This is a genomic window from Thermococcus sp. (assembly GCF_027063845.1).
Lineage (GTDB): Archaea > Methanobacteriota_B > Thermococci > Thermococcales > Thermococcaceae > Thermococcus.
The window spans coordinates 14585-41276 of record NZ_JAMOQU010000033.1 but is presented as its reverse complement, the minus strand read 5'-3'; the positions used below and the strand labels follow the sequence as shown (position 1 = coordinate 41276).

28 protein-coding genes are annotated in these 26692 nt (G+C 52.5%); 8 read left to right on the top strand and 20 right to left on the bottom strand.

The window, feature by feature from the left end:
* Positions 1–97: 97 nt before the first annotated feature.
* The 11 genes from truD to MVO87_RS02910 form a co-directional block, all read right to left on the bottom strand.
* Positions 98–1345 carry a tRNA pseudouridine(13) synthase TruD gene (truD, locus tag MVO87_RS02960; RefSeq protein ID WP_297552111.1) on the bottom strand — a complete coding sequence of 416 codons (1248 nt, stop codon included), beginning with the start codon at positions 1343–1345 and terminating at the stop codon, positions 98–100.
* Between the two features lies 1 nt (position 1346).
* Complete coding sequence (locus MVO87_RS02955; RefSeq protein ID WP_297552103.1) at positions 1347–1862, bottom strand: hypothetical protein; 516 nt, start codon at positions 1860–1862, stop codon at positions 1347–1349.
* On the bottom strand, positions 1862–3241 hold the full coding sequence (locus tag MVO87_RS02950) for an AAA family ATPase (RefSeq protein ID WP_297552101.1): 1380 nt from the start codon (positions 3239–3241) through the stop codon (positions 1862–1864). The genes MVO87_RS02955 and MVO87_RS02950 overlap by 1 nt, the downstream gene beginning before the upstream one ends.
* A gap of 47 nt (positions 3242–3288) precedes the next feature.
* A complete protein-coding gene (gene pth2 / locus MVO87_RS02945; RefSeq protein ID WP_297512027.1) occupies positions 3289–3651 on the bottom strand; it encodes a peptidyl-tRNA hydrolase Pth2 in 363 nt (120 codons plus the stop codon).
* A 41-nt stretch (positions 3652–3692) separates the two neighbouring features.
* Positions 3693–5744, bottom strand: coding sequence for a BatD family protein (locus MVO87_RS02940; protein ID WP_297512023.1), 2052 nt, complete (start codon positions 5742–5744; stop codon positions 3693–3695).
* 70 nt (positions 5745–5814) lie between these two features.
* The gene (gene aspS / locus MVO87_RS02935) at positions 5815–7131 is read right to left on the bottom strand and encodes an aspartate--tRNA(Asn) ligase (RefSeq protein ID WP_297552109.1); all 1317 of its coding nucleotides are present in this window, start codon (positions 7129–7131) and stop codon (positions 5815–5817) included.
* Positions 7132–7210: 79 nt separating this feature from the next.
* On the bottom strand, positions 7211–7723 hold the full coding sequence (locus MVO87_RS02930; protein ID WP_042689068.1) for a KH domain-containing protein: 513 nt from the start codon (positions 7721–7723) through the stop codon (positions 7211–7213).
* A 92-nt stretch (positions 7724–7815) separates the two neighbouring features.
* Positions 7816–8436, bottom strand: a complete 621-nt coding sequence (locus MVO87_RS02925) for an HD domain-containing protein (RefSeq protein ID WP_297512653.1) — start codon at positions 8434–8436, stop codon at positions 7816–7818.
* 30 nt (positions 8437–8466) lie between these two features.
* Entirely contained in the window at positions 8467–9135 is a 669-nt protein-coding gene (locus tag MVO87_RS02920) for a DUF2226 domain-containing protein (RefSeq protein ID WP_297552107.1), read from the bottom strand.
* Between the two features lie 35 nt (positions 9136–9170).
* Entirely contained in the window at positions 9171–9524 is a 354-nt protein-coding gene (locus MVO87_RS02915) for a roadblock/LC7 domain-containing protein (protein WP_297513740.1), read from the bottom strand.
* A gap of 5 nt (positions 9525–9529) precedes the next feature.
* Positions 9530–10012 carry a hypothetical protein gene (locus MVO87_RS02910; protein WP_297513743.1) on the bottom strand — a complete coding sequence of 161 codons (483 nt, stop codon included), beginning with the start codon at positions 10010–10012 and terminating at the stop codon, positions 9530–9532.
* A 155-nt stretch (positions 10013–10167) separates the two neighbouring features.
* Between MVO87_RS02910 and MVO87_RS02905 the strand changes: the two genes are divergently transcribed.
* Together MVO87_RS02905 and MVO87_RS02900 are read left to right on the top strand one after the other, a co-directional pair.
* A complete protein-coding gene (locus tag MVO87_RS02905) occupies positions 10168–10971 on the top strand; it encodes a hypothetical protein (protein ID WP_297513746.1) in 804 nt (267 codons plus the stop codon).
* Positions 10972–11026: 55 nt separating this feature from the next.
* Entirely contained in the window at positions 11027–11320 is a 294-nt protein-coding gene (locus tag MVO87_RS02900; RefSeq protein WP_297513749.1) for a hypothetical protein, read from the top strand.
* On the opposite strand, the gene MVO87_RS02895 is transcribed toward MVO87_RS02900, so the two are convergent.
* The 5 genes from MVO87_RS02895 to hxlAB are packed head-to-tail and all read right to left on the bottom strand — an operon-like array spanning position 11317 to position 14923.
* Positions 11317–12135: a DUF4392 domain-containing protein gene (locus tag MVO87_RS02895; protein WP_297513752.1), complete on the bottom strand. Its 819-nt coding sequence runs from the start codon at positions 12133–12135 to the stop codon at positions 11317–11319. The genes MVO87_RS02900 and MVO87_RS02895 overlap by 4 nt on opposite strands.
* A complete protein-coding gene (locus MVO87_RS02890) occupies positions 12132–12314 on the bottom strand; it encodes a hypothetical protein (RefSeq protein ID WP_297513755.1) in 183 nt (60 codons plus the stop codon). Before MVO87_RS02890 ends, MVO87_RS02895 begins: the two co-directional genes overlap by 4 nt.
* Positions 12314–12949 (bottom strand): HAD family hydrolase, encoded by a 636-nt coding sequence (locus tag MVO87_RS02885; protein ID WP_297513758.1) that lies wholly within the window; start codon positions 12947–12949, stop codon positions 12314–12316. The genes MVO87_RS02890 and MVO87_RS02885 overlap by 1 nt, the downstream gene beginning before the upstream one ends.
* The gene (locus MVO87_RS02880; RefSeq protein ID WP_297513780.1) at positions 12930–13694 is read right to left on the bottom strand and encodes a hypothetical protein; all 765 of its coding nucleotides are present in this window, start codon (positions 13692–13694) and stop codon (positions 12930–12932) included. Before MVO87_RS02880 ends, MVO87_RS02885 begins: the two co-directional genes overlap by 20 nt.
* An 8-nt stretch (positions 13695–13702) precedes the next feature.
* On the bottom strand, positions 13703–14923 hold the full coding sequence (hxlAB, locus tag MVO87_RS02875; protein ID WP_297513761.1) for a bifunctional 3-hexulose-6-phosphate synthase/6-phospho-3-hexuloisomerase: 1221 nt from the start codon (positions 14921–14923) through the stop codon (positions 13703–13705).
* Between the two features lie 138 nt (positions 14924–15061).
* On the opposite strand from hxlAB, the gene MVO87_RS02870 reads away from it, so the two are divergent.
* The 5 genes from MVO87_RS02870 to MVO87_RS02850 all read left to right on the top strand — a co-directional run bounded on the left by MVO87_RS02870 (position 15062) and on the right by MVO87_RS02850 (position 18158).
* Positions 15062–15787 carry an arginase family protein gene (locus tag MVO87_RS02870; protein ID WP_297513763.1) on the top strand — a complete coding sequence of 242 codons (726 nt, stop codon included), beginning with the start codon at positions 15062–15064 and terminating at the stop codon, positions 15785–15787.
* A gap of 4 nt (positions 15788–15791) precedes the next feature.
* Positions 15792–16112, top strand: coding sequence for an Sjogren's syndrome/scleroderma autoantigen 1 family protein (locus tag MVO87_RS02865; protein ID WP_297513766.1), 321 nt, complete (start codon positions 15792–15794; stop codon positions 16110–16112).
* The gene (locus MVO87_RS02860) at positions 16109–16321 is read left to right on the top strand and encodes an ArsR family transcriptional regulator (protein ID WP_297513768.1); all 213 of its coding nucleotides are present in this window, start codon (positions 16109–16111) and stop codon (positions 16319–16321) included. Before MVO87_RS02865 ends, MVO87_RS02860 begins: the two co-directional genes overlap by 4 nt.
* Before the next feature lie 130 nt (positions 16322–16451).
* The gene (locus MVO87_RS02855; protein ID WP_297513771.1) at positions 16452–17396 is read left to right on the top strand and encodes a DUF4855 domain-containing protein; all 945 of its coding nucleotides are present in this window, start codon (positions 16452–16454) and stop codon (positions 17394–17396) included.
* Positions 17397–18158, top strand: coding sequence for a CGP-CTERM sorting domain-containing protein (locus tag MVO87_RS02850; RefSeq protein ID WP_297552099.1), 762 nt, complete (start codon positions 17397–17399; stop codon positions 18156–18158).
* A 46-nt stretch (positions 18159–18204) separates the two neighbouring features.
* Here the strand turns inward: MVO87_RS02850 and trmBL2 are convergent, their stop codons facing one another.
* From trmBL2 to MVO87_RS02835, 3 genes are all read right to left on the bottom strand, one after another.
* Entirely contained in the window at positions 18205–18999 is a 795-nt protein-coding gene (gene trmBL2 / locus MVO87_RS02845; RefSeq protein WP_297552105.1) for an HTH-type transcriptional regulator TrmBL2, read from the bottom strand.
* A 294-nt stretch (positions 19000–19293) separates the two neighbouring features.
* On the bottom strand, positions 19294–24432 hold the full coding sequence (rgy, locus tag MVO87_RS02840; protein WP_297552097.1) for a reverse gyrase: 5139 nt from the start codon (positions 24430–24432) through the stop codon (positions 19294–19296).
* Positions 24433–24471: 39 nt separating this feature from the next.
* Positions 24472–24972, bottom strand: a complete 501-nt coding sequence (locus MVO87_RS02835) for an SWIM zinc finger family protein (protein WP_297516670.1) — start codon at positions 24970–24972, stop codon at positions 24472–24474.
* Positions 24973–25063: 91 nt separating this feature from the next.
* On the opposite strand from MVO87_RS02835, the gene MVO87_RS02830 reads away from it, so the two are divergent.
* Positions 25064–25300, top strand: coding sequence for a hypothetical protein (locus MVO87_RS02830; RefSeq protein ID WP_297516669.1), 237 nt, complete (start codon positions 25064–25066; stop codon positions 25298–25300).
* On the opposite strand, the gene MVO87_RS02825 is transcribed toward MVO87_RS02830, so the two are convergent.
* Positions 25297–26565: a DUF4139 domain-containing protein gene (locus tag MVO87_RS02825; protein ID WP_297516668.1), complete on the bottom strand. Its 1269-nt coding sequence runs from the start codon at positions 26563–26565 to the stop codon at positions 25297–25299. The two genes, MVO87_RS02830 and MVO87_RS02825, sit on opposite strands and share 4 nt — an antisense overlap.
* Between the last annotated feature and the right edge of the window lie 127 nt (positions 26566–26692).

Genomic DNA, 26692 nt, shown 5'->3' with positions numbered 1-26692 from the left:
ACGTTATCGTGCCGTCTATGTCAAGGGATATAGCCTTAATCCTCATTCTCTCACCCGAAGACGGGAAAGATGGGACCGATATAAGCCTTTCTACCCATCAATGGTCCTTCATAATCTCCCTCAAAACGCTGGTCGCGTAGATCCCTTTCGGGAGGAAGAAGCGGAAGCACATTCCAGTCCCGGGAACGTAGCCGTAGGTCATGCCTATTGGGCGGATTAAGAGCTCTCTCCTGCCCCCGGGCTCGGCCATCGGCTTCGGGAGCTTTTTGAAGGCGTCGAGGGCTATTCCCTCTCCCTCAAGGATTTCCTCTTCAAGTTCGCCTGGAAGTCCCCTGGCTCTCCTCATCGCAAAGCCGAAGAGCGGGCCCGAAACCATAGCCTCGCCCCTTTTCACCTTCTCGCGGACGAAGCTGATGTTCGTCTCGGTGACGCGGTATGTTCTGTCGCGGTACGGGATTCCCCCCTTCAGCTGGACGACGATATCGCCGACGAGCGGTTCGCCGAGCGGCAGCTCCTCGATTCTCCTCGACAGGTAGAGGTTGAAGAGGTAGCTCTGATAGGCGTGGATAAAGATGCGCATTATCGGGAGCGGAAGCGAGAGGAAGGCCTTTTTCCAGCTTCCGGTCTTCTTGTATGTGTAGAGCAGGGTTCTCTCGTAGCGGAGAAAGCGCGGGAACTCCTCCAAAGCCCTATCCACGTCTTCAGTCTCCCAGAAGTTCTTCCTTGCCTCATCGCCCTCCATGCTCCCGTCGGCGTAGCCGAGGAAGAGCCTCGCCGCCTCATCAAACTCCCCCTGGAGGAGGAGCTTTCCAATCAGGTGGTTCACGACCCTCCTCTCGCCGAAGCGCTGGTAACCGAAGTAGTTGGGAAAGCCACCCTTCTCGCGGAGCTCCCGAATTATTTCTTTAGTCCTATCAAAGGCACACCCATCAACGTCCCGAATGATTATCCTAAAGCGGTTGCCAAGCAGATGGCCGAGCTTTATGAACCGGCCGTAGGAGACGAACCTCAGCTCGACGTCCCGGATTTGAAGGGATTCGACCTTCTCCTTAGCCCCGGCCGGCACGCTTATGTACTGGTAAGTTACGGCGTGCCTGTCCTTTGTCCCCGCGAAGCCTATATCACGGTGGCTTATCCCGGCGCGCTTGGCAATCTCCTTTATCACTGCCATAGTGTCCCAGTTGCGCTTTTTGAGGAGAAAAATCGCGTGCTTCCTCCCCTCGAAGATTTGAGGAATGGGATCCTCAATCACCACGAAGTCCTCGGGAAAGGCCTTGATTTTACCCCCTATCCCGGGCTTCTCGCTCAGGTGCCGAAACTGGGAGAAGAACTCGCGGTAGTCCATCTCACTCACCTATAAACCTCAAGAGCTCTTGGAAGGATTTACAGTTTCTCTTGAGCCTTTCAAAGTTGAGCCTGTGTACATAGTCGGGCAGTTTGTGCTTGGCATACCCTTCCCGCTTTTTTAGCTCATCAGAGGGTTTAATGCTCCAATTGTAGCCCAAACTCCTGCAAATCCACTCCTCGATTTCATACTCAAAGAGGAGGATTTTGACGGGTGTTTTTACTCCTTTTGGAATGTGTTTTTTCACATCGTTTTTTCGGGTGGCGTAATTAGCAGGCCCGTCTCCATCGTAAACCACGAGAATAAAATCGGGTCTGGCGAGTTCTGCAACTTTAATAATCTTGGTGAGCTTGGGATTGCAGAGAAACGGGGCATGAATAGGATTTTTTCTTCCCGTTATTCTCTTGAGTTTAATATTGGCAAGTCCTTCCTGGTTCAATCTGTTTAAAAGACGCTTAAAGAACTCCCCACCGTAGGCATCCTCTGTTATTATCACTATTTCTCTCGCCATGGGCATCACTGCTCATCGTTTTCAAACAGTGAGCCGTAGAGCCAGCCTTCGCTCAAAGTAATACCCTTCTCGTTGAGGAACTTCTTGATTTTCTCAGGATTTCTTATCCTTTTGAAAACTGTCTCACCTTCCTCTTTATCAACGAGCACAAGGTTAGAGGGCTCTACTATATCCACTACAACTGGCGAGTGGGTCGTAATGATAACTTGGCTCTCGCTCTCTCTGAGGGTGTCTATTATCAGCTCAAGGGTCTCAGGATGGAGCGAGTTCTCAATTTCGTCGATTATCAAAAGTGGAGGCTTTAGGTAGACGGCCGTTAGCAGTGCGAGAACTTTATAAAAGCCGTCCGAGATGCATGGGGGGGCGAGTTCGAGGTCGTTTTCAAAGACCTTCATCATAACCCTGCCGTCTTCCGTCAGCTGGAAGAATACCCTCATGTTTGGAAACGCCATTGATAGGGGCTTGGCTATCTCATCTGGAAGCCTTCCTTCGCGGAGCCAGATGTTGTAGAGGAGGGGAACAAGGTTGGAGGCATCTTCTTTGAGGGTTGTCTCTTTGCGTGGATAGGGAGGAACCCGTAAGTGTGCCATATAAACTTGACGTAAGGAAGAGTTCCTCCTAAAAAACTGGAGTATTAATGAGCTTAATCTCCTTCCTTCTAGTTGATAATCTTTTGTGTCGGGAAAAATTATGGGGAGGGGATTGTTTCTTTGGCCTAGCCCTAAATAATATATTTTGTGGAATGAAGTAAATTTCACTGTCGTTACACTCGATTCTGATTCTATAATGATCAGTAACGGAGCTTCAGTAAGGAATTTCCACAAATCTAAAAGAGTCCTATTAGGGGAAAAATTAAATTCAAATTTTTTCTCTTTTAAAACATATCGTATTCTAGAAAGTAGCTTTTTTGACGTCTGACTTAAATCTTCAGTGGGTTTGAGGCGTATTAGACTTTCAAGTTTAGACAACTCTTTGAAGATACTTTCTGACCAATTCTCGCTATACTCAACCTGCACAATATCTCCGCTCTTTGTTATTTTTATGTAACCAACTACCTCAAGAGTCTCCTTCAGAATTCTGAAACTTCCCCCTGTCCCCGTAAAGGTCGTCTCAAAGTAGACGTCGTAACCCTCAACGTCAAAGAGCATCCCTATGGTTATTGGAAGCTCCTCTTTTCCAGCCCAGACGACGTTATTGTAGCCCCACCACTCCAGAAAGGGGTTTTCGTCCCTCTCAACGTAGATTTTTCTGAGAAGCTTGAAGACCTCAACGAGGTTCGTTTTACCCGAGGCATTGGGACCGATTAGAACGTTGAACTTATCAAGCTCTATCTCACAATCCTTGAGGCTTTTGAAGTTCTTAACAACGAGCTTCTTTAACTTCACGCTCTCACCGAAGACTAAAAACGATTAAATGATTAAAAGGGTTCCGCTCACACCAGCTTTAAATGGCCAGTAACCTTGTCCACCAGCTCCTCGGGGCCGGGCCCGATGGCGAGAACGGTAATCGTCCCGGGAGGGATTTCCGTTAGTCCGGCGTCCCTTATCAGTGCCGTAGGGAGACCGAGCTTCTCAGCCTGGGCTTTCAGCTGGAACAGCTCCTCAAGGTTTTCCGCTTTAACAACTACCTTCTTCTGTCCTTCGTTGAACCAGGCTTTGAACCACTCGGGCTTCTCCTTCTGGGCCTTTAGGGTGGCGGTTACTGCGCCGTGAGCCACCTGAACCGCGAACTTGCCCTTGCTGAGCTTTAAGTCCTTCCGCGAGACGATAACCTGCTTGTACTTGAACGCGCTCATGGAAGAAAAGGGATGGAAGGGATTTAAAAAATTGACTAAGGTCAAAGCAGCTCTATCTCATCCTCTTCCTCATCCTTCTTTGGCAGTCCTCCTGGGCGCCTCTGCTTCTTCCTCAAGACCTTCTCTTTGAGGGCCTCAAGCTCGCGCCAGTAGTTGTAGGTGACTCCCGCAAGGACGAGGGTCACCAGAATGAAGATTATCGCCAAGGGCTTCCAGGGGTTGCTCTCCTTCTTTGGTGGAACGTAAGCTGAGGCGACGCTGAGTATCTGCTCGGCGAGCGGGGTGGCGTTGTCCATCTTCGCGAGGGTCTGATTGATGTACGCTGGAAGCTCCTCGGGCTTGGGCCAGACCTTGACTTCCTTGACAATGACCTCCGGCGGAATGCTGTTCACGGTGACAACGGTTCCGAAGTTAACCTCGTGGGTGTTTCCAAGGGGGTCGAGGTACTTGAGTGTGGCCTTTACAAGGGAAAGGTTCTCCCTAAGAACCTGCAGGGGAACCTTGACGGTCTTAACGTCGCCGGCCTTTATCGTGCCGAGGTTCAGCACGGTCTGGCCCTTCAGCGACTTCGGATAGGTAAGCACCAGTGTCGCGTTCTTGATGAACTCGTAGGTCGGGTTGCCCTTCGAGGCCTGAACGGTCAGGGAAAGCGTTACCGTGTTGTTCACCTTGGCGGTGACGTAGTTGCTCCAGGTGCCGTTGTAGGCGAGGGCGTTAAGGGAAAGCTTGGGTATGGCGTAGACTTCGATGTCGGTGAGCGGGGCCGAGTAGATGGTCTTCATCTTGCCGGTCTCAAGGCTCTGGTCGTCGTAGTACGTCACGAGAACCTTGCCGATGTCGAACTTGCCGACCTTCGTGGGCCTGAGGACGTAGACGAGCATTGGGAGCTTGGTAAATGCGGGAAGGTTCTTTATCTGCCAGCTCTTGGTCATGCTGACGAGCTGGAAGCCGTTTGGAATCGGAGCCGCGACGTTGAGCTGATATGCATCGCCCCTGCCAAGGTTCTCAACGCCTATCGAGAGCACTATGTCCTGCCCGAGGAGAACTTTCTTCGGGACGGCGGTTATGTTGGCAACGACCTGAGCCGAGCGGAGTATTGGATTAACTTCGGCTTCAATCGGGCCATAGACCTTGAGTATAGCCCTCTTGTAGTCGGGCTGGGTCTTGGAGATGGCCACGAGGAATGGGGTTCCCGGTATGGCCTTGGGAACGTCGCCTGCTTCTAGGGTGTAGGTTGCGTAGGTTTTATTGGCAGTGTAAACTTCTACCCTCGCCAAATCGGGAATCACTGAGAGGAGCTTGAAGTAGTAGGTGGTGCCGTTGTACTTAACCGGAAGCCTCTCTCCAACGTAAACGATGTCATTATAGAGGATTGTTGTCTCAACAACGGGAGTCGTTGGAGTTTCTTGGCCTTCCTGTCCGGGGACAGTCACTTTGAGTGTTGTGGACGCAACCCTCGGAACGTATAGATTTATGACAGCACCGCTGTTCTTAGTGGTGTTAACCACCTCTATCGAGAGGTAGCTAACGTACGTATGTATGTCATCCAGCTTGTATGAAACGGACCTTGACTGACCCTTTGGGATTTCAAGGGTGTACGAGGCTCCGTAGGGCATTCTAACCGTGAAAGTGGCCTCGGTATCGGAAACGGAGAGGAGCTTTATTTGTATCTGGGGGAATCCGGAGGGAAGGCTGAACTCAGTACCAACGGGTATGGCCTTGCCCGAGTAGAGCTTGGTGAGCGGGGAGCTTATCGTCAGGAGCACGGATTTGGAGTCGCTCTTAATCCAGAGCACCGAGACGTTGAGGAGCATCTTATCGGGGTCACTGGAGGGATACGCCAAAGACTTGCCCACCTTAAGAACGGCGCTCATCCTGCCATCGGGGCCTTCAACAGTTAGATAAACGCTGTCCCAGCCAAGGCTCGCATCGGTAAACTTAACAGTGTACGGGCCCAGCTGGGCACTGCCTCCGAGGGGCAGACTGATACCTGTGACACTGGCGTACTTAATTTCTGACGCACCGACACTCCCGATGTGAAGTGCGGATAAAGAGACGAGTACCGCCAAGATTAAAGCCACGAGTTTTCTCATTATGCATACCTCCGTACACCAATATGTACACAATTGCCTACACAATGAAAGGGAGGAAGGTATAAAGGCCTTACGGTGTGAGCCTCTTCCTGTCCCTCGGGAACAGGATAACCTCCCTGATGTTCGGCAAATCGAGCATCTGCTTTATCAGCCTCTCAGCTCCAAGGCCGAAGCCACCGTGCGGGGGCATTCCGTAGCGGAAGGCCTTGAGGTAGAACTCGAAGCTCTCTGGGTTGAGTCCCTTCTCCTTAATCTGTTCGACGAGAACATCAACGCGGTGTTCCCTCTGCCCACCGGAGGTTATCTCGACGCCCCTGTATTCCAAATCAAAGGCCCTGCAGATTTCTGGCTTTTCATCGTACTTCATTATGTAGAAGGGCTTGGCCTCGCTCGGGTACTTGTAGAGGAAGTAGAGCGGAGCGTTTTCGTTCTCCATCATGTACTTCCCGAGGAGTCTCTCGCCCTCGGTGTCTATGTCCTCGCCCCAAGGGATTTCCTTGCCGAGGTCGGCGAGAATCTCAAGGGCCTTATCGTAGCTCAGCCTCGGGAACGGAAGCTTCGGCTCCTCCAGCTCGAAGTTGAGGGTCTCAAGCTCCCTCGCGTTGTGCTCGCGGACGTAGTTGATGGTGTGAGCGACGAGCCTTTCAAGGAGCTCCATTACCTCCTCCTCGCTCTCGATGAAGGCCATCTCCGCGTCAATGCTCCACGCCTCGTTGAGGTGCCTCGTTGTGTTGTGCTCCTCCGCCCTGAAAATCGGTGCTATCTCGTAAACCCTGTCAAGGCCCGAAGCCATCATAATCTGCTTGTAGAGCTGTGGGCTCTGGGCGAGGAAGGCGTCCTTCTCGAAGTACTTCATCGGGAAGAGCTCTGTTCCGCCTTCGGTTGCAGTCGCTATAATCTTGGGCGTGTGAATCTCGATGAAGCCGTTCTCGTGGAAGAAATCCCTGACCGCCTTGAAGACACTCGAGCGTATCTTGAAAATCGCCATTACTTCGGGCCTTCTGACGTCCATGAATCGGTTGTCTAAGCGAGTGTCGAGCTCGGCCTTAACTTTACCGGTCGGGTCGAGGGGCAGAGGTGTCTCCGCCCTGCTGAGGACCTCAAGCTTCTCCGGGAGAATCTCAAAGCCGAGCTTCGCCTTGGGCGTGAAGTTTACAATTCCCTCGACGGCTATGACGTCCTCGGCGTTGAGCTTCGGAATGAGCTTGAATATCTCGGGGTCAACCTTCTTCTTTGGAGCCGTAATCTGTACTATCCCCTCCCTGTCCCTGAGCCAGAGGAACTTGATTCCGCCTAAATCCTTGACTTCCCACACCCAGCCGGCCACCTTAACGCGCTGGCCGTTGAGTTCCTCGGTTATCTCGCTAGAGTAGTGCGTCCTGTACATGGCCATCCCCAGAAGGAGTAGGGGCGAGCTTTTAAAGGTATTCGATACACGGGGAAGAAACGAAGAAGCCGGAGGAGGGTCAGACAAACGAAATCTTGACTTCCTTCCCGACTATCTGGCTCAGGACGCTCTCGAGTATCTCAGGCTTCTCCGGGAGCTTCTTCCTGTCCCTGCCGAAGACGAGAACCTTGTAGTAGGTCTCTCCGCCGGGCCTGTAAACGACGTTGACGCCGAAGACGCCGGCAGGGTAGAGCAGGTCGGAGGCGAGCTTCTTGAGCTCATCGGTTGATTCCGCCTTCATGCCCTCGATAACCCTAACGCGCTTTCCGAGCTCCCTTATGAGGGTCTTTATGTTCTTCCCGCCCTTGCCAATGGTTATCGGGACGTCTCCCTCCCCGACAACGATAACGATAAGGTCTCCAGCCTCGACGGCCTTCTTGAACTCAATGTCAACGTCGCCGAGGAGCTTGTAGAGTAAGCGTGCAACCTTAACGTCCAGCTCGGAGATTATACCCTCCTGGAGCTTTTTCTCGTCAGCGGGGCAGAGAATGTCGTCGGTCTTGAGACAAACCTCACAGATTGGCGCCTTCACGTTCTCACCTCCTTAGAATGACCTTGATGGGCTAACCCTTAATTCAGGAAGCCCTTTAAAAAGGTTATTATGTGGCCCAAAAGGGGAAGAACTCAAAGCTCGCCCTCGATTTCCCGCCGAATTCTCTCGATGAACTGGACCGTGAAGCGGTGCCTGTCCTCGGCGATGCGCTTTGCCGTTTCGGTGTACATTAAGTCTTTGAGCTTGAGTATTTTCTCCTCGAAGTGCCTCAGGGAAGCCTCAACGTCCCTTCCGTGTTCGCCAGAGTACATGAAGACTCTCGCTATACCTATCGCGCCTATTGCGTCGAGCTTGTCCGCGTCGCTGAGTATCTTGGCTTCAAGCGTTCTTGGTTCAGGGCTCCTTGAAAAGCGGTGGGCCTCGATTGCATGGGCAACCGCTTCGGCCTTTTCCTCGGGATAACCAAGGCTCAGAAGGAAGCGCTTAGCTATCTTCGCGCCCTCTACCGCGTGGTCTTCAACTTTGCCAGCGTCCTCAAGAGGCCTCGCTATGTCGTGAAGGAGCGCGGCCAGAGCGAGAATTTCGAGGTCCGCCCCTTCCTCCCTCCCGATATGCATACAGAGGTTGAAGACCCTCTCCACGTGGCTGAATCCGTGCGTTCCCTCCCTCTCAAAGAAGCCCCTCGCGAACTCACGCGTCCTCTCTATGAGCGCCCGCGTCCTGGCGTCGGGTATGAACTCCTCAAGCTTCATGGCACATCGGTTGGAGAAAAAGGAAGGGGTTTAAAAGCCTTTGGCGTTGTCAACGCGCCGTTTCTCCCTCAAAAGTTCAACTCCTTCTTTGAAGACGCCCCCATTATTGACTTCATCTTCAGCAGTGAATTCCCAGAAACCACCTGTTTCAAACCTACCATCTTTCATGACCTTCCCAATTTCCCAGAGAAGGTTTTTCAGAGCTTTATTGCCCTTCAAACTCGGGCCACGAATCGTCTGTGCTGCCTTTACGACACCCCTGTCAAGATAAAGGCGCCAGGAGGTGCCTCCGTTGTGAACCCTGAGTTCCCCTTTGTAGGTGGTGAGCAAGAGGAGGAGTGAATCAAGGTCCCATCCGGGAATTTCCTCACTTATGACACCGTTCTCCACCCTGATTGAGGGGTTCTCGCGGAGGATTTCGGTGACGTCAGCTTCATAGAGCTCAACGGCACGTACCCTCTTGGAACGGGCTATTTCTGATATCTTCTGAAGGGCAGTGTTACCTTCGATTCTCTCACCGCTGAGGACATCCTCTACGAGAGCCCCCAGAATAGCCCCATCGGAAACGAGAACGTAGCCCGTTTTTAGGCTATCACCATCTCGCCAAGAGGCCTTTAAATAGCCCCTCTTAATCTTAGTGAGGAGTTCTCTTGTGCTCTCAAAATCAACCACAACCCCAAGAAACTTCCCAGGCAACATCTCAACCACCCTGCAAAATTAAGTAAAAGAAATGCTCACAGCATCGAGGCAACCTTCTGGGCGTTCCTCTTGAGGTAAATCCTGACGAGGCCGAGGTTGACCTTTGGGTCCGTGAGGACAGTCAGGACTGCGTTTTCACCCGCCTCGACGGTGATGATCTTGCCCTTCGGCGATTCGAGCGTGACTATGTCAACGGCTTCCTCGTGGAAGACCTCATTGGACACGTTGAGTGCAGTACCGTAGATGGTCGCGACCATCGCGGCGACGCTCTCAACGTCTATCGTCCTGTCGCTTGCCTGACCCTCGATGAGGAGACCGTCCTTGCTCACTATAGCAACTCCCTTGACGCCATCAACCCTGAGAAGGTCTGCAATAACGTTCTCAAACATTCACATCACCCCAGAATCAGCATATCAACTTCAACATGCTTGTCCGAAACGCGGATTTCCTTAATCAGGACGTTCTTTCCGCTGAATTTCTTGATGGCAACGGCTATGGCGTTGGCCATCGGGTAGAGCATGGGCTTCATGCCCTTCTTCTCAAGCAACTGGAGCGCATAGAGGTCCATGGGATTGTCGAGCTTCAAGGTGACGCTGTTTCCGTTCACGATGATTTCACCCTTCTCGGCAAACCCGAGGGTGTTTATCATAACCTCCGTGAAGCGGTTGAGGAGCTCCTGGGGGTCATCGCTTCCCTCAAAGTTCAGTCCGTACTCCTCTATCATTGTATTGAGGAGTTCTTCACCTATAGAGTTCCCGAGACCCCTAGCCCCGGCTCCTAACACTTTATAAATCCCGTAAAGGATTAGGTTGTTTATTTTAGTTGCCATTTCCTCAGACCTCTCATTAACCCTCTCCACGACCTTCGCCTCCGTCATGGGTGACACCCCACAAGGGGGAAGAGTGGGGTTAAATGAAATATTATCGAGGAATTTTATCATGAAATACTAGATATAATATTTGCCATCTACTATTCGGAAAAGATTTCGCGTTAGATATATAAACCTGCCAAATTAGTAGCACACAACGACCTATGAAGCTCAAACCAGAGGACGTTGAAAAGATACTGAAGCTCCGAGAGAGTGGAATGAAGCTCGATGAAATCGCGGCGGTGCTGGGTGTGTCGCGAAGGCGCGTACTCCAGGTTCTTAAAACGAAACAGATTAAAACTCCAGGCAGGAAAAAGAAAAAACTTTCATTGGAAACTATAAACACTATTGTTAGCCTGAACAAGATGGGGCATACTATAGATGAAATCCACAACCACCTCTTGAAGATGGGAGTTAAAATATCCCGGTACAAGGTTTGGAGCGTCATCAGGGAGCACAGAACAAAACAAATCTCAGGGGAAATCCTTCAAACGCTTCTTGACTGGGATGCAGTCGTTGGGGTTCTAGTTCTTCACATCACGCTGAAGGAACAGCGCAACAAACTCCTCCTCATAGTGGATGTCAAAAACTGCAAAATACTTCTATGGAAGCTTGCAGAGTCACTTAGGCTTAAATCCATCATAGACACAATCGATGACATTTTAGAATACTTGAAGGGAAAGCGAACCCTAATTCTTCTCTCAAGAACGCCTCCTCTCGTTCCCACCAGAGGCAAAGACAACAAATTGACGAGGCACCTGAAGAACCTTGGAGTCGAATACCAGTGGATAACCTCAGAGGAGCTAATTCGAATTCAAAAACGACTTTCGAGGAGGGTTTCGAAAGAAATCTCTCACGAGAATCCACATGAATGGTTCAAAACAAGGGGAGTTAAGCTTGTTGAGGCGTTTTATTTATCCTGTTTACGACAAATGATAAAGGGAGTTGATAAAAATGAGTCTGTTTGATAGACTTAGGAAACTCCTGAGACCAGAGAGCCAAGAGTTTTTGGACTTTAAAGATATGCTCCTCAGAAAGTTCGAAATAAGCGGCTTCCTTCTCGCAACTACCGAGGGCCTGCCCATAAGCGGGACGCTTGAATCCCCCGAGGAGCTCTCCGCAAAGCTGCCCGAGCTCAAGAAGGGGCTGGCGGAGATAGAGCCCTCTAACGACTACCTTGTGATAACCCCCAGTGCGATTTACTGCATCCTGCAGGTCACGAGCGACGTGATGATGCTGACAAAGGGCACAAGAGTCCTCACCTGGGAGGAAATTGAAGAACTGAAACAGGCCACAAGGGAGGAGCTCAAAATTTAGAGATTGAACTCGACAATCCCCCTCAGAAACTCAACAAAGGCGACGTGAACATCGATTGGAATCCCATCGACGCTCACTTCCCTTTTCTTGCTGACGCCGTCAATGAGGCCACCCTCAACGAGGAGCCTGACAACGAAGGCCTCCTCCCAGCCGGAGAGAAGGTTCTTCCCGAGCTCCAGCGAGGTCTGGGCTATCAGACCATAGGCCCCCCAGTTCGAGACGGCGGAGAGGATAAGCTCATCGGTCTCGATTGTAGAAGCTATCTTCTCCCCGTGCGGGACGTGGCGAACCACCAAATCCCGAACCTTTCCCATGCCAATCTCGTTGCCCCCGTCACCGATTCCAATCGTCGGGATTCCATGTTCTTTAGCCTTCTCCGCGACCCAGTCGAAGGTCTCTCCAACGATTGGAAGGCCGGACATGGAGTAGTGGTTGCCGTCCCGAGCCTTTCCAGGCGTTTCGACGAAGATTACGAGGTCGTAGCCCGAGACGTCTGGTTCTTGGGCAAAGCGCAGGGAAAGGGCCTTCTGGAAGGGAATCATCGCGTTGATGACCTCTTCCTGAGCGAGAATTTCGGCTTCCCCGCCGAGCTCCCTGACGGCACGATATAATGCCAGCGCCCCCGGTGGACCGTCGGTTTCCGGAACGTTCATAGGGGGAATTGGGAACCCCGTAACGATTAGCACTTTTCCATAATTATCTAAAAACAGCTTTGCAGAATTATGTAAAAAATTAAAGTTCCTCCTCCTGTAATCGAGGTATAACCTTCCGACGCCCCTGCCCCCGACGTCGGTGTTTATCAGGTGGGCAATCATTCTTCCACCTCGTAGACAACAACCCTAACCTTCCTGCCCTTGACGGCCTCCTTGAGCTTCCACCAGAGCTCTGTTGGTTCTTCGCTCCTGTGGACGAGCTTATCTTCGGGCCTTATCTCTACCTCCTTCTCCGAGTAGCGGACGAAAACGCCCTCCGCCTCGAACATCTTCATGCCCATCACCCCAGTATCTTCCTAAGCTCGTGGAGGGTTCTAATCTCGTAATCGGCCATGTGATAGCCGTCCAAGCCGTCGCGGTTAATCCAGACGGCGGTCATGCCAACGTGCTTGGCCCCATAAACGTCCTGGCTGAGGGAGTCGCCAACGTAGAGGGCATCTCCAGGCTCAACGCCGAGTTTTTCAAGGGCGTGGAGAAAAATCTTAGGCTCAGGCTTTATCGCCTTCACGTCCTCCCGCGTCACGATTACGTCGAAGTATTTATCGAGCCCGGTAAGTTCGAGCTTGAGCCTCTGGTACTCGGGCCCGCTCGTGACGACACCGAGGCGGTAGCCATTGCCCTTCAGCCACTCAAGGGTGGGCACAACGTCCGGGTAAACGTGGAGCTTGTGGGGGTACTTTCTTAAGAGCTCCTCGTAGTTGAGGTCAACGTTGAAGAGCCTGAAGAAGAAGTTCCAGTCGTGCCAGTCGTAGGTGTCCCTCCTTGCCATAATCTCGTTGAGGAATCGCTCCCTCGCTTCCTCTTTAGTGACCCCGAGCTTCTTCGCGAGCTCATCGTAGACCCAGGGAAGGAAGAGCTGAATAAGTGGCATTTCCGTGAGCAGGGTTCCATCGACATCAAAGAGAACCGCCTTCATCCTCCCACCCCTTCACGAGCAACGCGAGTATCTCGACGCCCCTGACGTTCTCATCGGTCACAACGCCCCATATTATGTCCTTCTCGGCGAGGATTTCCTGGAAACGCGACAGTATCTCGTGGGCTCCCCTCAGTGGGAAGTCGTTCCCGACGAGGATTCCAATAAGGCCCCGCTCCCATATTCCCCAGTGCCAGCTGAAGTCAACCCTACCGAGGAGGCGCATTATGCCGACGTTGCCCCCGCGAATCATGTTGAACAGGTCGGCGTAGTCTATGTTGACCAGCATCTGGTTTTCGAGGTAGTAGTAGAGCCTCGAAAAGAGCTCGGCTATCGAGACGGAAGCCCTCTCGAAGGCAACCCCCAAGGGCACGTCCTCGCTCAGAAAGTCCCACAGGGAGTCGTAGAAGACTGTCTCGAAGTTATCGGCCCAAACAGGTTTCTCGTGGATGAGCTCCCTTCTCGGCGTGAGGACGTAGGCGAGCTTTATCGCGTCATGGGGGCTGTGTTCGAGGATTAGGTCAACCAGTTCGAGGTTTATTTCCTTGTCCTCAAAGAGAAGCCACAGAAAGGTGTCCTCGGGCAGGTGCGAGAAGAAGTCCCTGATTCTCTCCGCGTAGCGCCCCGGGCGCAGAAGGTAATGGCCGGGGTTGATTGTCACCCTAACCACGCCGTCGGCGCTTATCCTGTCAACTATCCTGGCTCCAGCGTTGCCGATTCCAACAAAAAGGTGAGTGAAAGAGCGCATCGCAACCCTCACTCGAGGGTCGCGTGCTTCTTCTTCATATCCTTTTCGGTCTTCTGGAAGGTCGCCATGAGGAGGGCTATGATACCGTCAAGGAACACCATCGTCGAGTCCTCGAAGAGCGTTCCCATAGGGGCAATCCACTTGTACTTGGTGAGCATCTGGCGAGCTATGTAGTCGGTCGGGATGTCGGTCTTCGCCCTTCCCGGAATCTCAACGACGACATCGGCCAGCTTTCCGAGGGTCGAGTTGGCGTAGGAGGTTATGGCAACGACCTTTCCGCCCTCCTTCTTGGCTATCTTTGCGGCATCAACTATGCTCGTAGTCTCACCGGAACCGCTGATGGCTATGAGCAGGTCGCCCTGCTCGAAGGCGGGCGTTATGGTCTCACCGACGACGTAGACGTTGAAGTCGAGGTGCATTAGTCTCATAGCGAAGGCCTTTCCGACGAGCCCGCTCCTTCCTGCCCCGTAGATGAATATCTTGTTAGCTCCAATCATGGCATCGACGAAGCCACGAACCTGCTCAAGCTTGAGGCTGTCGGCGACGTTCCCAACGTGCTCAACGATGTCCTTCATGGCCTTTCTGATGGTCTGCATGTACTCGCCCCAGAAGAGGTCGATTATCTGCCTCGTGACCTTCTCCGGGTCCTTGGCCTTGGTTATGGCGCTCCCGACGATGATTATCGTCGCGCCGAGCTCTATGACCTTTGGAATCGTGTCGAGGTTGAGGCCCCCCGCAACGGCAACCGGCACGTTAACGGCCTTAACGACCTCCTCAAGGTCCTGCAGGGGGCTCTTGCCCTGGGCCTGCTCGTCTATACCCGTGTGGACGAGTATATAGTGAACGCCCATCTTTTCGAGCTCTTTGGCGCGCTTGACCTTGTCCTTGACGCCGATTAGGTCGACCATAACCCTGATTCCATACCTTCTCGCGACGTCAACGGCGTCCTTTATGGTCTTGTCGTCCGCGACACCGAGAATAGAAACGACGTCCGCTCCGTGCCTCGCGGCCATCTCGACTTCCAGGGCACCGGTGTCCATTGTCTTGAGGTCGGCGACAATCTTCCTGTCTGGGAAGCGTCTCTTGAGAAGCTCAACGGCACGCATGCCTTCCTTCTTGATGAGTGGCGTCCCGACTTCAAGCCAGTGAGCACCACCGCGAGCGGCCTTCTCCGCTATCGAGATGGCCTGCTCGATGTCGGTCAAATCAAGGGCGACCTGGAGTATCATGGCGAGACCTCCGAAAGGTTTTCGATTTATGGTTTCGGGGCGACTTTTTAAAGTTTGGCTTTGAAAATTTACAAAAAAATGCCGAAAATTTTCGTCAAGGTTTAAAAAAGAAGTCCCTAATCCTTTTCGGTGGGTTGAATGGTCACCTTCATTCCCTTCGGCGAGAGGCCCAACAGGGAAGGCGTGCTCTACGCGCTCCAGCTTTTGAAGAGAAACAAACTGATTGACGACTACGTCATCGTCGAGGCCAGCAGGGTCGAACTGCTCGCGGACAGGGTTCCCCAGGACAGGGCTTACATAATCGGTGAGCACCTCGCCACCTACGGTATAATAGAGAAGCTCCGGCCCAAATCTTTAATCAGCGTTGACGCCCACACGGATTTAATGCACGACTACCTCGACCACGGCTCGTGGCTGGCTTACGCCCTCGAGCGAAGGCTAATCGAGAGAGCAGTTGTGATGGGAGCGGTCCTGATGATTCCGACGACCGAGCGAACCCAGCTCTGGACGAGGCGCATCAAAGTCTTCCCGGCAACGCTAAGGAGCAGGAAAGTTCGCGGGAAGTGGAGGGCCTACAAGAACTTCCAGACCAACTCAGTCGATGAGATAATGGGCGAAGCGAAGAAGTACCTCGGCGAGGAAATCTACCTGACCGTTGATATGGACGTTCTAAGGCCCGAGTACAGGATAGCCCGCTTCCAGCACGGGGAGCTAACGCTCGAGGAACTCCTCGAAATCCTTGAGGCAATAAAGGAGAACTTCAAAATAATCGCTTTCGACATAGCCGAGATTTCCGACAGGCTCAGACGCTCGAGGCTCGGAAAGAAGGCCTTCTTCGAGGTCTTCCAGCTCCTGATGGGGTGATGCCATGCCGATTAGCGACGAGGAGATACGGAAGATAATCATGCCCCTGATGCTATCCGGAGCAAAGATGCTCGACAGACACTGCCCCAAGTGTGGCTCCCCGCTCTTCGAGAAGGACGGAAAGGTCTTCTGTCCGGTCTGCGAGCACAGGAAGAAGCAGAGGGCGAGCGAGATGAAAGGGGTTGAGGAGAGGCTCATGGAGAAACTCACCGAGCTGGCAAACTCAATGCCCGACGACATCGAGGAGCTTGAGAAACACTTAAGGGTTATGGAGCTGATAATCAACCTGTTGGAAAGGTACAAGGCTCTGGAGGGAGGGGAATGAAGAACGTGAAGGTCCTTAAGGCCCTCGAAAACGGCCCGAAGACCGTTGAGGAGATAGCCGAAGAAACCGGCATCAGGCCGATGGAGGTAAGGCGCTACTTACTCCGCTTCGCCGAGAGCGGGAAGGTCGAGAGCTACCAGAAGGACGGCAAGCTTTACTGGAAGCTGAAGGAGAGAGACGAGCTCGAAGAAGAGTTCAAGTACGTTTGAGCCCGTCCACTTTGGATTGAAGGCTGAGTAATCGGCTTTTACTCTCCATCTTTGATTCTTTGTGTTGCGATTTTAACAGGTAGAAATCCAAATAGTTTTTTATACGACCAAATACTACTTAGTGATAGTGATGTCTGTGGCGAAGTTCGCACTGTGGTGGGTTAGGTGGAACGGCTCCGACTACGAGTCAAGGATGACCGTTGGAGGCAGGAAAGCTACTATAGGAGAGATCATTGGTAGAGGATTTGATAAAGTAATATTTCTCGGTGGAGAAGGGGGAGCTCTACACCACAGTGGTCATAGGTATGAAAGTGGTTATCGTGATGGAAGAGAGTTTGCACGCTGGATCTTTTCACTTGGGAGTGTGAAATACTACGTTGCCATCCCCTTCAAATCGCCCGATAGTCAGGTTAGAGGTGACCTCGAGAAGCCATTTGGGGAAACATATTGGAAAGGATGGATTGATGGTGTTTTGAGCGTCGAAGATCCAAACAGAGAGGGATTTTATTGGGCATTAGAAAACGCGTGGATGTTTCACGAAAAACAAATAAAGATGGGTGGGGGTCTGCCCATTGAGTTATTTGAGGAAATTAGCGAATACATACATGATTTTAATTATAAGCTAGTGTGGATACCAAAGCTAGGTACTTTATACTGGGAAAGCAGTGACATACAAAAGGCCAAACCTCTCGTTGATTATATCTTTGTGCAACCCCACTATTATCAATCATCTACAATACCCTATATTGAAGGTGGAGTAACGAAGAAAAAACCCTACACGTTTGATGTTCTTAAAAATGAGTATCTTCCAATAACTATCGAGAAGCTGGGTGTATATTGGGAAATGGAAGCTGATGAATCCGTTCTGGGACACTGTGGAAATTGTAGAAAATGTCCAGGTTCAGGGGAAAGGATTTCTTCTGAATGTACGGTTTATGCCTCAGATTATATGCGTGCTCAGATAGAAAGTGGAAGGGTTTTCAAACATTTGGCATATTATTTCGGAACTAACTTTGAGGTTTTGGATAAGCTCAATACCTATTGCATGGAGAGATATGGCCGGAGATATGTGTAATTGGAGGGGGAGGTTTCATTGAGGATTTCAGTGCTGACGTTGTTGATTTTGTTTCTTTTCTTTCCCTACGTTTCAGCTCTCACAATTCACGGTGTCCAAGTATCTGATGTTTATCCTGGGGATAATGGTGTTATCCTAGTAATTACCAATGAAATCCTGAGCCCCGGCATGTGCCTAGGAGACACCTTCAACTGCACGCTCGTGCCTGATATGGTCTCGACAGACATCTTTTACGTTTCTAAGGACGGTTACTACTTCCTTGGAGAATACCCCGAGGACCCCAACATTACCTTCGAAGGGGGTCTTTGGAAACTCTTTCTTCATACTTGGAACGGGAGCGTTGAGAACGTAACCTTCGACCCCGCCTGCCTAAAACCCTCCAGCAGGGCTCCCTTGAACCTCTCAGACATCTCTGTTCATTGGAAAAAGATCGTTTTGGGTTCTCTTATCATCGAGTATCCTCAGGACTTCCTAGGTTTCTATCACAATTCAAGTGGTGATTATACGGTGGTTATCGAGAACATGAAGGTCAAAAAGATTCTCTCCTACTTCCCTTTTTTAATCAGTGTAAATGGTAAGCTTTACCCCCTCTACACATTCACAGAGGAGGGACTCATACAGGTACCGCCGAAAGTTAGTCCAAACCTCACCTGTACATCTTCAATGAGCACAACCAGGAAAAACACCACGACGAGAAGTATCTGCGGACCCGGACTGATTGGCCTACTCGCGTTGGTTCCGTTGGCCTTCAGAAAGCGTTAACTCCTTCCTTTTCTTTACCAAACAGAAAAGCAAGAGAAAAAGGAAGTCAGACCTTCTTGGCCTTCTCCCAGTACTCGTTGAACTTGGCCTCGAAGAGGTCCCTAATCCTGAAGTCCTTAATCCAGACCTGGGTCTCGTAGTTGAAGTAGCGCGCGGCCATGTCCTCGAGGGCAAAGAAAACCTCGTCGTCGCAGATGAGCATCGGAAGGTCGAACTTGTCGAGGACCCTGAGCTCGAGCTTGCCCTTCTTGGCGTAGTCGAGAATCTTTGAACCCTCAATCCTCTTGAGGACGGGCTCAGTGACGATTATCTTGGCCTTGGCGCCGTTGTCGATGGCCTTGAGGAGGTCGCTCTCGAGGTTGATGGCTATGTAGCCGTCGTCGGCGAGGAGAATCTGCTCCTTGACATCCTCAAACATCTCCCTGGTCTTGAGGGTCGCGTTCCTGATTCCCCTGACGACCCAGACGCGCTCGACACCGTACTTCGGAATCTCGGTCTCGATGAGGGGCTTCATGAGCTGGAGAAGCTCCTCCTTCGCCTGCTTCTTGGCCTCAAGCTCTTCCTTAACGCGCTCCTGCCACTCCTCGATGAACTTCTCGAGGATGTTCTCCGGGTGAACGGGCCTGTACTTGTTGACCTTGCCCGGCTGGCTAATGGCAAAGCCCTTCTTCTCAAGGCTCCTGAGAACATCGTAGGTTCTCGGCGCGGGAACCTCCGAGACGCTGGCGAGCTCGGCAGGGGTGAGAACGCCGAAGCCGACGAGGGCGACGTACGCCCTAGCCTCGTAGAGGTTCAACTCGAAGTGCTCCTGAAGGAGTTCCACCATTCTGTCCTTAACCATCTTTACCACCACCACATTTTCTACTCATATTTTCGAAGGAATCCATTATAAACTTTTTCCAAACACTGGGAGTGTTGCATACAAACACACTCAGATTGCAACTAGTGACTCCCCGAGATAAAACCCGGGTTGCATAGACATGCAAAGGCATTACTCAAAGATAGATTTTAAGGTTTTTGGTTTTACCCTCAAATAAAACAACAACCGTAAACCAAAGTTTCACTACCTCTTTATACAATGAGGAGAATATGGGGAAAATAGTTACCTAAAGTACGGAGGGATAAACATCCCCGTTTACCCCTCCCCGTAAACGTAGCGCCTAATCTCAGCGTAAAGGTCGTTCAGCACCTTCATGTAATCAGCCTTTCCTTCCTCAATTAGGTCCATGAGCTTTTCAAGCTCCCTCGTGCGCTCCTCGCTCACCAGCTCGCGGTACTTGCTGACGAGGTAGTGGTACACCTTTATGCCCTTCTCAGTCGGAACGAGCTTCTTCCTGCCCCTCGTCTCGACAACGTAGCCACGCCGTATGAGAGTCTCAACGATTTTCGCGTACGTTGAAGGCCTTCCGATACCGCGCTCCTTCATCAGGGCTATTATGTCGCCCTGCGTGTAGAGTGAAACCTTCGGCGCCTTCCACTTCTTGGACTCGACGACCTTGAGCTTTGCTCCCTGCTCAAGCTTCGGCAGCTGCCTCATCGGCGGTGAGCGAAGCCTTGTCCAGCCGTCCTTGAGGATTTCGACGTAGCCCTCGAGCTCGACCTTCCCGACACCCGCGTTTATAACGGCCCTTTCGTAGAGAACCTTCGCTGGAACCATCTGGCTCGTCATGAAGCGCCTGAATATCATGTCGTAGAGCCTGTAGTGGTTGCGCGTGAGGTTCCTCGGAAGCTGGATTACGCCGTCGCGGATGAGCTGCATCAACCTGCCCGTGTCGATGGGTCTCGTTGGCCTTATAGCCTCATGTGTGCCCTCTTCACCCCAGGGCCTCGGCTTGAAGTACTCCTCGCCGAGCTCGCTCGTTATGTACTCCCTGGCGATTTCTATACCAGTACTGCTGACATGGGTTGAGTCAGTTCTGTGGTAGGTACAGTTGTGAGAAACCGCACCGTTTGCGATGAAGTTTTCTGTTGTAGTCGTGAAGTCGTAGAGTTTACCAGTGTAGTGCTCTTCATCGACATCGGTGACTTTGACCCATGTCACGTTGGCCTCAACAAGCGAGAGAAGGTAGTTTTTAACCTCACTTTTCTCAGCATATTTTAAAACCTTGGCGAGCTTATCCCTCGGCACGCTTCCTGGTTTTTTGAGCCAGTTCCAAACGTCTATGCCCTCCTCCCGAAGGATTCTTGCTTTGACGCCATCTGGGAAGACAAGCTCTTTGATTAAAGCACCAACTGGTATCAGGTCAGATTCATGGGGTTTTCTCGTTCCCCTGTACTCTGAATAAGCTTCGTCAAACTGTTTTTTCCGAATCCTAAGGTAGGGATAAATTTTGTCCCTGAAAACTCCCAGACTGCGATTGCTAACTATAAGCTCTCCTACCCTCGTTCTCTTGTCCACTTTGATGTAGTTGAGAATCCCCACCTGATAGAGGTACACGCTGAGTCTCTGGAGAACATCCAAGCGCTTTGAGCTAAGGACAGCCCTGAAATTGGTTCCTTTCTTATCGTGGAGCAATGAGAATGTTCCGTCTGTGTCAAAGTAGCCCGCAATCATTGCGTTGAGCATCTTTTCAGGTATCGTGAAGATTATGGGATTGAGTTCGCCAGAGCGGGCACCGAGGCGCCTGAAGAGCTCCGCAAGGATAGAATTTGAGAAGCCAACCTGGTTGGTAGTCTCGAACACGTGGAGGAACGGAAACGTTCTCTCAAGGATTTCCTTGACCTGCTTGAGGGGAGTTTGTGATATTAAGACTTTGCTGTCCTTAAGCGTTCCGTCTCCCAAGACCAAGCCGAAAACGTACCAGAAGTTCTCATCAAGCTTGAAGTTGGGAATCCTCTTACTTCCCGCTCTCTGGCGGTAAATTGAGACGACGTGGGGCTCGTAGTCGTCCACCCCCCACTCCACGAGTTTCGCCAGCGGGACAACATGATTGCGGAGGTACTTGTACTTCGTGCTGGTCTCGATTCTCTCCCGGACGAGGGGTGCAATTTTCGAGTCAAAGTACTCCCTCTCAAGCTCAACCATCACATCGGTTATTCCAAGTTCAACGAGCATCTCAAGGAGGGTATACTCTCTCGTCCCCCTGTGTCCCGTGTTGTAAGCGAAGGCCACGTAGTCCCCAGGCTTGATGTTCTTTGTAGAAACCCAGCCGAGCTTTCCATCACGGAGCACCAAGAGACCATGGTCTGGAGTCGCCTTTATCTCGTGACCGTTCTGGAGCTTCACGACCTTTAGAGGCCCATTCCAGTCAATCTCCCAGAACTTTGTGGCCTTTGCGGTCTTGGCTTTCAGACCGTTCACGGCAAGGAGGTTTCCTTCTCCCTTTCTCACTGCATCTTCAATCTTCACAAGCCTCCCATCGGCCAGGGTGACCACAGTATCGGGAGTAACACATAGACCCGCCTCGAAGAGGTCCTGCGCCAAGCGCATCGTCTCAGGCGCGGAAAGCTTGAGGAAGGTGGAAGCGTCGCGGAGCATCGCGTCGGTCGTGTACGGGGGAGCGGGGTTGAGCTCCCTCTCCTCAAGCTGGACCTCCTCCACCGTAACGTACTCGGGTGGCTCGACGTCCTTGCCGTCCTTTCCGAGCTCGACCGTTACCTGAAGGCCGTTCTCAAGCGTTAAGCCGAGGAAGTAGACCTCGCTCTCGCTGAACTCCTTATACCTCTCGATAATCCAGCCGAGAACGGGCGTCTGAACCCTGCCAGCGGAGAGGTTCCTATTCTCGAAGACCCTCTGGAGCTCACCGCTCAGCTCGAAGCCTATCCACCTGTCCTCTATGCGCCTGACAATCTGGGCCTCGACGCGGTTCTCGTTCACGTCTCTCGCCTCTTCGATGGCCTTCAGTATGGCCGGCCTCGTGACCTCGTGGAACTCGGTTCTCTTGATGTTCGGCGTGTAGGGGCTCAGAATGTTCCTTATGTCCCAGGCTATCTTCTCACCCTCAGTATCAGGGTCGGTCGCGATGAGTATCTCGTCGACCTCCTGAGCAATCTCGCGCATCGCGATGACGTTCTCAAGGGCGTCGCGGACGTTAGTGGAGCCACAGCGCGGGCAGACTCCTTTCTTCTCCCAGTCAACGAACTGATAGCCACAGTCACGGCACCGCTTTATGGTGTCGTAGACCGGAATAAACCGGAGCATGTCCTCCTCGCGCTCGATTAGGACGCCGTGGTAGCCCTCGTCGGTGACGAGGTCGAACATGTGCCCTCCGCTCGCGAGAATCGTCAGCTGTCTGTTGCCTATGCTCACCTCGTAGGCGACCAAATCACCGATGCGCCTCTTGCTCGGCCTGCCAAAGAAGTTGGCTATCGTCCTGGCCTTGTTGGGGCTCTCCACAATCATGAGGGCCGATTTGACGAGGTCCTTGACCTTCGAGCTTATCTTGCCCTCCATCACGAGGCGGACTTTCTCCCTGTCCTCATCTATCTCCCTCAGGAGTTCCTCAAGGTCGAGCTCCTCAAAGGGCACCATCTTGAACTCCGTGAAGCGCCAGCGCATCTGCCTGACGAGGCCGTTGAAGACCTTCTCGTTGTCCACTATTAGGACGCTGAGTCCCTTCGTTATTCCACCCGCGAAGAGCCTGCTCGTCCTCCCGGTCGCCTGGATGTACGTTCTAACGTCAGGAATCTCGATGAACCACTTGCCCTCTTCCTTCACGAGGCTGACGAAGGGGTCTTCCGCAAGCCTCTTGAGGACGTCCTCCTTCTTCAGGACCTTGCGCAGGAACTCGACGAGCTCGCGGAATACGTTGAGAACCGTCTTGTGGAAGTCGTTCTCGATGGGAAGGCCCTCCGCCAAGGCCTCCTCAATCTTGAGGAGCTCGAACTGCGGGATGTTTCTAATCAGCCTCCTGAGCCTCGCGTGGAGCTTCTCTGCAGTTTTCCTGTCCTCATCGTCAAGGAAGTCCATGACCTCGCCCAGCAGACCGAGGGCGCGGTATATGGTGGGCCTCTCAAGGTCTATGCTAAAGCGGAACTTGGGAACACCCGTGAAGACCGCGTAGCGGATGAGGTGGGGCAAATCCAGGCCCCTGACTATCGAGCCGTAGTAGGTGGCGACGCCGACGAGGTAATCAGCTTCACCGTTCTCAAACCTCTCAACGGCCTTCTTGTTCTTCGAGCTCGCGAGCTCAACGGCGAAGCCTTTCTCGCGGAGGTAGTTCACGAGCTCCTCGGCGTAGCTCAGCCCCTGGTCGATGGGGACGAATATCAGGCCACCCTTGCCGAGTTTCCTGAGGAGCTCCTCCACGTGCTCCTTGACGTCCCTGCTCGGCTTCATGTAGCTGTCCACGACGTTCCTCAGCGCGCTCCTTCCCGAGCCAACTTCAAAGCCGAGCAGTTCGCGGTAGAGCTTTATCCTGTCGCCCCTCGCCGAGCCAGTCGCCGATGCGATAATCATGATTCCGATGTCGTTCTTCCTCTTGAACTCCTCAATCTCGCGCTGGAGCTTCTCTATCGCCTCGTTGAGCTCCTTAAGCCTGTCGTTTTTGTCCTCGCTGTTTCCGTTGAGGTATCTCGCCATCTGCTTCTTGAGCCTGATGATTTCCCACGCCTTGCCGATGATTTCTTCGGTGAAGCCGAGGAGCAAAAGCGAGCGGTCTATGTTCTTGCTCGCCTTGAGGAAGGCATCGACATCGTCAACGAAGATGAAGTCGAAGTGCCTCCCCTTCAGCTTCTCGTCGAAGTTCCTCGCTAACCACTGGGCGCTCGTTATGAGTATGTCGTAGTCCCCGCCCTCAATTTTGGCGAGCATCTCCTCCTTTTCCTTCTTCCTAAGGTTGCCGTGGTAGTAGGCGAGCTTAACGTCCAGCCCCGTTCTCTCGATTATCGCCTGAACCTTTCTTATGGTCTGGATTACCAGGGGCGTCGTGGGGACGACTATGTAGCTCTTCTTGCCCTTCGTGGCGTAGTAGACGGACATGAACGCTCCAAAGGTGCTCTTGCCCATTCCCGTTGGAGCTATGATTGAGAAACTCCTGCCCTTGAGGAGCCTCTTAACCCAGGTTCTCTGGGCGCTCCAGAAGGTGAAGCCAGTGGCCCTCTTGAAGAACTTCTCAACGTCCCTGAGCCCCTTTTCGAGGGAGTAGATTTCCTCCCAGGCCTTGAGCTTATTCCTCTCCTCCAGCGCCTCTCTCACGGCCTTCACGAGCTCAAAGTAGTCCTCAGCGGTGACGGGATTATCGAGACACTCATCACAGGGGTTCTTCATCACGAGCCTTTCGTCGGAGATTCTACCCGAGCAGTTTGGGCAGGCCCCTCTATAAATCGCCTTCATATTCCCACCCTCTAAGTTGGTGTTTCGGCTGGTAAGCCCTTATAAGGGTTCCTTTTGGAGGGCGTTTTTGACTTCCTCATAGGCTTCCGCCAGCCTGCTCACGAGGGGATAATCGTGGAAAACAGCCGACAGCTCATCGAGGGCCTCGCCGAGCGGGTGGAGGTACTCCTCGGCTTTCGTCTCGCGGAGAAGTCTCAACGCGCGCAGGAAGAGCATTGCCGTTTCGCTCCCGCTCTCGTCTCTTCTGAGGGAGTTAAAGAGCTCCGCAAGGGTTACCTCAAGCGCCAGCCGGGGGACCTCTGAGAGGTAGGCCCACGCGAGCGATTCGGGATTCAGGAGGCTATCGGTTCCAGCGTCGAAGTACAGGCCCTTTTCGTAGGTCTCAACAACCGCGGAGACGTGGGGGCAGTTTCCGCCGAGCGGGCAGGTGCAGAGGTTTTCACCGGTGGAAAGGTCAACCTCGACGTAGTACGGATACTCCCCTAAGACCTTGGAGTAGAGCCTACCGCCGGCCTTGACGACCCAGAGAACCTTTGTCATCTTTACCACTCTCTGGGGTTAGCCCGGATGAATTTAAGCCTTTCGGCGAAAGGGTTTTTAATGCCAAGGAATACTATCATAGGTGGTCATCATGAGCGACGTTTTTGAGCTGGCGAGGAGGTATCATGACGAGCTTGGGATAAAGGAGCCGAGCTTCGCGACGATGGCGGCCGAGTTCTTCGACGATTTGGGACTTAAAATGGCCGACTTCCTAAGAAAGGAGGGCTACAACATCGTGGGCACGAAGTTCATAGACTACGACAAGAGCCTCGTCATGGACGTAACAAAAGGGGATAAGAGCTTTGAGATAACCCTGCGGAAGAGCTAACTCCCGTACTCGAAGGTTATCTCCCTCTTTTCTCCGGGCTTCAGGGTCACCGAGAACTCGACGTAGTCGGCCGTCTCGTCGAGGGGCTGAAGGCTGGCGTAGGTCACCCTACCCCACTTGTGGTGCCGGACGATAACGGTTTTCGTCTCATTCCCAAAGTTCTGAAGGGTTATCCTGATTTTGTATTGTTTTCCATCGTTGCTCTGCTCGAGGACTGTCGTGGTGCCTCTGAGCTCGTAGTCCCTGCCGATGCCTATTCTAACGGTATCGCCCTTCGGTGTGTGCCCGATTCTCGACTCGCCTATGAAGAGCTCCCCGTCTTGGGTTTCCCTGAAAATCTCCACGACCCCAGCTGGAAGAACTTTGTCCGTCTTGAAGGAAATTGACTCGTAGACTGGTCTCTCACCGCTGTAGGCCCAGCTCTCGTAAAGGTACTCCCTCTCAAAAGGAGCCCTCAGCTCGACGTAGGGGTAGACCATCGTGCTCCCCGCTTTGATGTCCGCAACGCCGAGGCGGTAGAGATAGAAGGCCTCGACCTTTTCGGGGGAGCCAACCGTTACCTCGCTCGTTTCCCCGGCCTTGGCGTAGAGGGTCCTCGGTTGTGGGTAGGTGGAGTAGAAGCTGACGTCTCCAGCGACGAGGAGAACTTTGGCATCGCTGAACTCCCTGTCTGTAGGGTTCTTTATAACGACGTAACCTTTGAGCTCGGCCTGGTCGCCGATGTACAGCCTGTACCTGCTCTCCCAGCTTATTCCTGAAACGCGGTAGATGACGCTCACCCTGAACTTCCCGGCCTTCTCCGACCTGAGGACGGCGTAAACGCTTGACCCTCCGAGGTCCTTCGTTTTGAAGTAGGCGACCTCGTTCGGGTTTATCAGGTAGTAACCTTCTCCCTCGACCGCTATTTTTCCATCCCGGGTTCCGAGGTATTTCCCTGCTATGACCTTCCCGTTCTTCAGGCCGACCTCAACATCGCTTCCGACCCTGCTCTCACCGCTACCGAAGAGTCCCATGACCGAGACGGCGTCGTCGAGGGGTCTGACGCTGACCTCTGCCAGATTCAGACCGGAAAGCTCCTTCAGCGGAACCTCGTTTATCCCAGCCTTCAGCTCCACCTCAAGGGTTCGCTCGACGACCCCAATGCTCGCCGAGCTGTAGAGTGCAACCGTAACGTCGCTCGTGGAGGCCTTCTCCCCCTGGGAGGAGAGGGCAACGAGAACAATAAAAACGAGCGAAATGACCAATGGAAAGAGCCTTTTCCTCATATTGCTCACCAAATTAACCTTGTCTTTTGCCCTATTTATAGCCTCCCACAGCTTCAACGTGGCTTGAACCAAAACTTTGCAAATGGAAACCCTTTTAACCTTCCCCTCTGAGTGATAAACGTCAGGC

What these genes read in the sequence shown, in the direction of transcription:
- truD (WP_297552111.1), bottom strand. Translation starts at nt 1,345, where the DNA reads ATGGACTACCGCGAGTTCTTCTCCCAGTTTCGGCACCTGAGCGAGAAG.
- MVO87_RS02955 (WP_297552103.1), bottom strand. Translation starts at nt 1,862, where the DNA reads ATGCCCATGGCGAGAGAAATAGTGATAATAACAGAGGATGCCTACGGT.
- pth2 (WP_297512027.1), bottom strand. Translation starts at nt 3,651, where the DNA reads ATGAGCGCGTTCAAGTACAAGCAGGTTATCGTCTCGCGGAAGGACTTA.
- MVO87_RS02940 (WP_297512023.1), bottom strand. Translation starts at nt 5,744, where the DNA reads ATGAGAAAACTCGTGGCTTTAATCTTGGCGGTACTCGTCTCTTTATCC.
- aspS (WP_297552109.1), bottom strand. Translation starts at nt 7,131, where the DNA reads ATGTACAGGACGCACTACTCTAGCGAGATAACCGAGGAACTCAACGGC.
- MVO87_RS02925 (WP_297512653.1), bottom strand. Translation starts at nt 8,436, where the DNA reads ATGAAGCTTGAGGAGTTCATACCCGACGCCAGGACGCGGGCGCTCATA.
- MVO87_RS02920 (WP_297552107.1), bottom strand. Translation starts at nt 9,135, where the DNA reads ATGTTGCCTGGGAAGTTTCTTGGGGTTGTGGTTGATTTTGAGAGCACA.
- MVO87_RS02915 (WP_297513740.1), bottom strand. Translation starts at nt 9,524, where the DNA reads ATGTTTGAGAACGTTATTGCAGACCTTCTCAGGGTTGATGGCGTCAAG.
- MVO87_RS02910 (WP_297513743.1), bottom strand. Translation starts at nt 10,012, where the DNA reads ATGACGGAGGCGAAGGTCGTGGAGAGGGTTAATGAGAGGTCTGAGGAA.
- MVO87_RS02905 (WP_297513746.1), top strand. Translation starts at nt 10,168, where the DNA reads ATGAAGCTCAAACCAGAGGACGTTGAAAAGATACTGAAGCTCCGAGAG.
- MVO87_RS02900 (WP_297513749.1), top strand. Translation starts at nt 11,027, where the DNA reads ATGCTCCTCAGAAAGTTCGAAATAAGCGGCTTCCTTCTCGCAACTACC.
- MVO87_RS02895 (WP_297513752.1), bottom strand. Translation starts at nt 12,135, where the DNA reads ATGATTGCCCACCTGATAAACACCGACGTCGGGGGCAGGGGCGTCGGA.
- MVO87_RS02890 (WP_297513755.1), bottom strand. Translation starts at nt 12,314, where the DNA reads ATGGGCATGAAGATGTTCGAGGCGGAGGGCGTTTTCGTCCGCTACTCG.
- MVO87_RS02885 (WP_297513758.1), bottom strand. Translation starts at nt 12,949, where the DNA reads ATGAAGGCGGTTCTCTTTGATGTCGATGGAACCCTGCTCACGGAAATG.
- MVO87_RS02880 (WP_297513780.1), bottom strand. Translation starts at nt 13,694, where the DNA reads ATGCGCTCTTTCACTCACCTTTTTGTTGGAATCGGCAACGCTGGAGCC.
- hxlAB (WP_297513761.1), bottom strand. Translation starts at nt 14,923, where the DNA reads ATGATACTCCAGGTCGCCCTTGATTTGACCGACATCGAGCAGGCCATC.
- MVO87_RS02870 (WP_297513763.1), top strand. Translation starts at nt 15,062, where the DNA reads ATGGTCACCTTCATTCCCTTCGGCGAGAGGCCCAACAGGGAAGGCGTG.
- MVO87_RS02865 (WP_297513766.1), top strand. Translation starts at nt 15,792, where the DNA reads ATGCCGATTAGCGACGAGGAGATACGGAAGATAATCATGCCCCTGATG.
- MVO87_RS02860 (WP_297513768.1), top strand. Translation starts at nt 16,109, where the DNA reads ATGAAGAACGTGAAGGTCCTTAAGGCCCTCGAAAACGGCCCGAAGACC.
- MVO87_RS02855 (WP_297513771.1), top strand. Translation starts at nt 16,452, where the DNA reads ATGTCTGTGGCGAAGTTCGCACTGTGGTGGGTTAGGTGGAACGGCTCC.
- trmBL2 (WP_297552105.1), bottom strand. Translation starts at nt 18,999, where the DNA reads ATGGTTAAGGACAGAATGGTGGAACTCCTTCAGGAGCACTTCGAGTTG.
- rgy (WP_297552097.1), bottom strand. Translation starts at nt 24,432, where the DNA reads ATGAAGGCGATTTATAGAGGGGCCTGCCCAAACTGCTCGGGTAGAATC.
- MVO87_RS02835 (WP_297516670.1), bottom strand. Translation starts at nt 24,972, where the DNA reads ATGACAAAGGTTCTCTGGGTCGTCAAGGCCGGCGGTAGGCTCTACTCC.
- MVO87_RS02830 (WP_297516669.1), top strand. Translation starts at nt 25,064, where the DNA reads ATGAGCGACGTTTTTGAGCTGGCGAGGAGGTATCATGACGAGCTTGGG.
- MVO87_RS02825 (WP_297516668.1), bottom strand. Translation starts at nt 26,565, where the DNA reads ATGAGGAAAAGGCTCTTTCCATTGGTCATTTCGCTCGTTTTTATTGTT.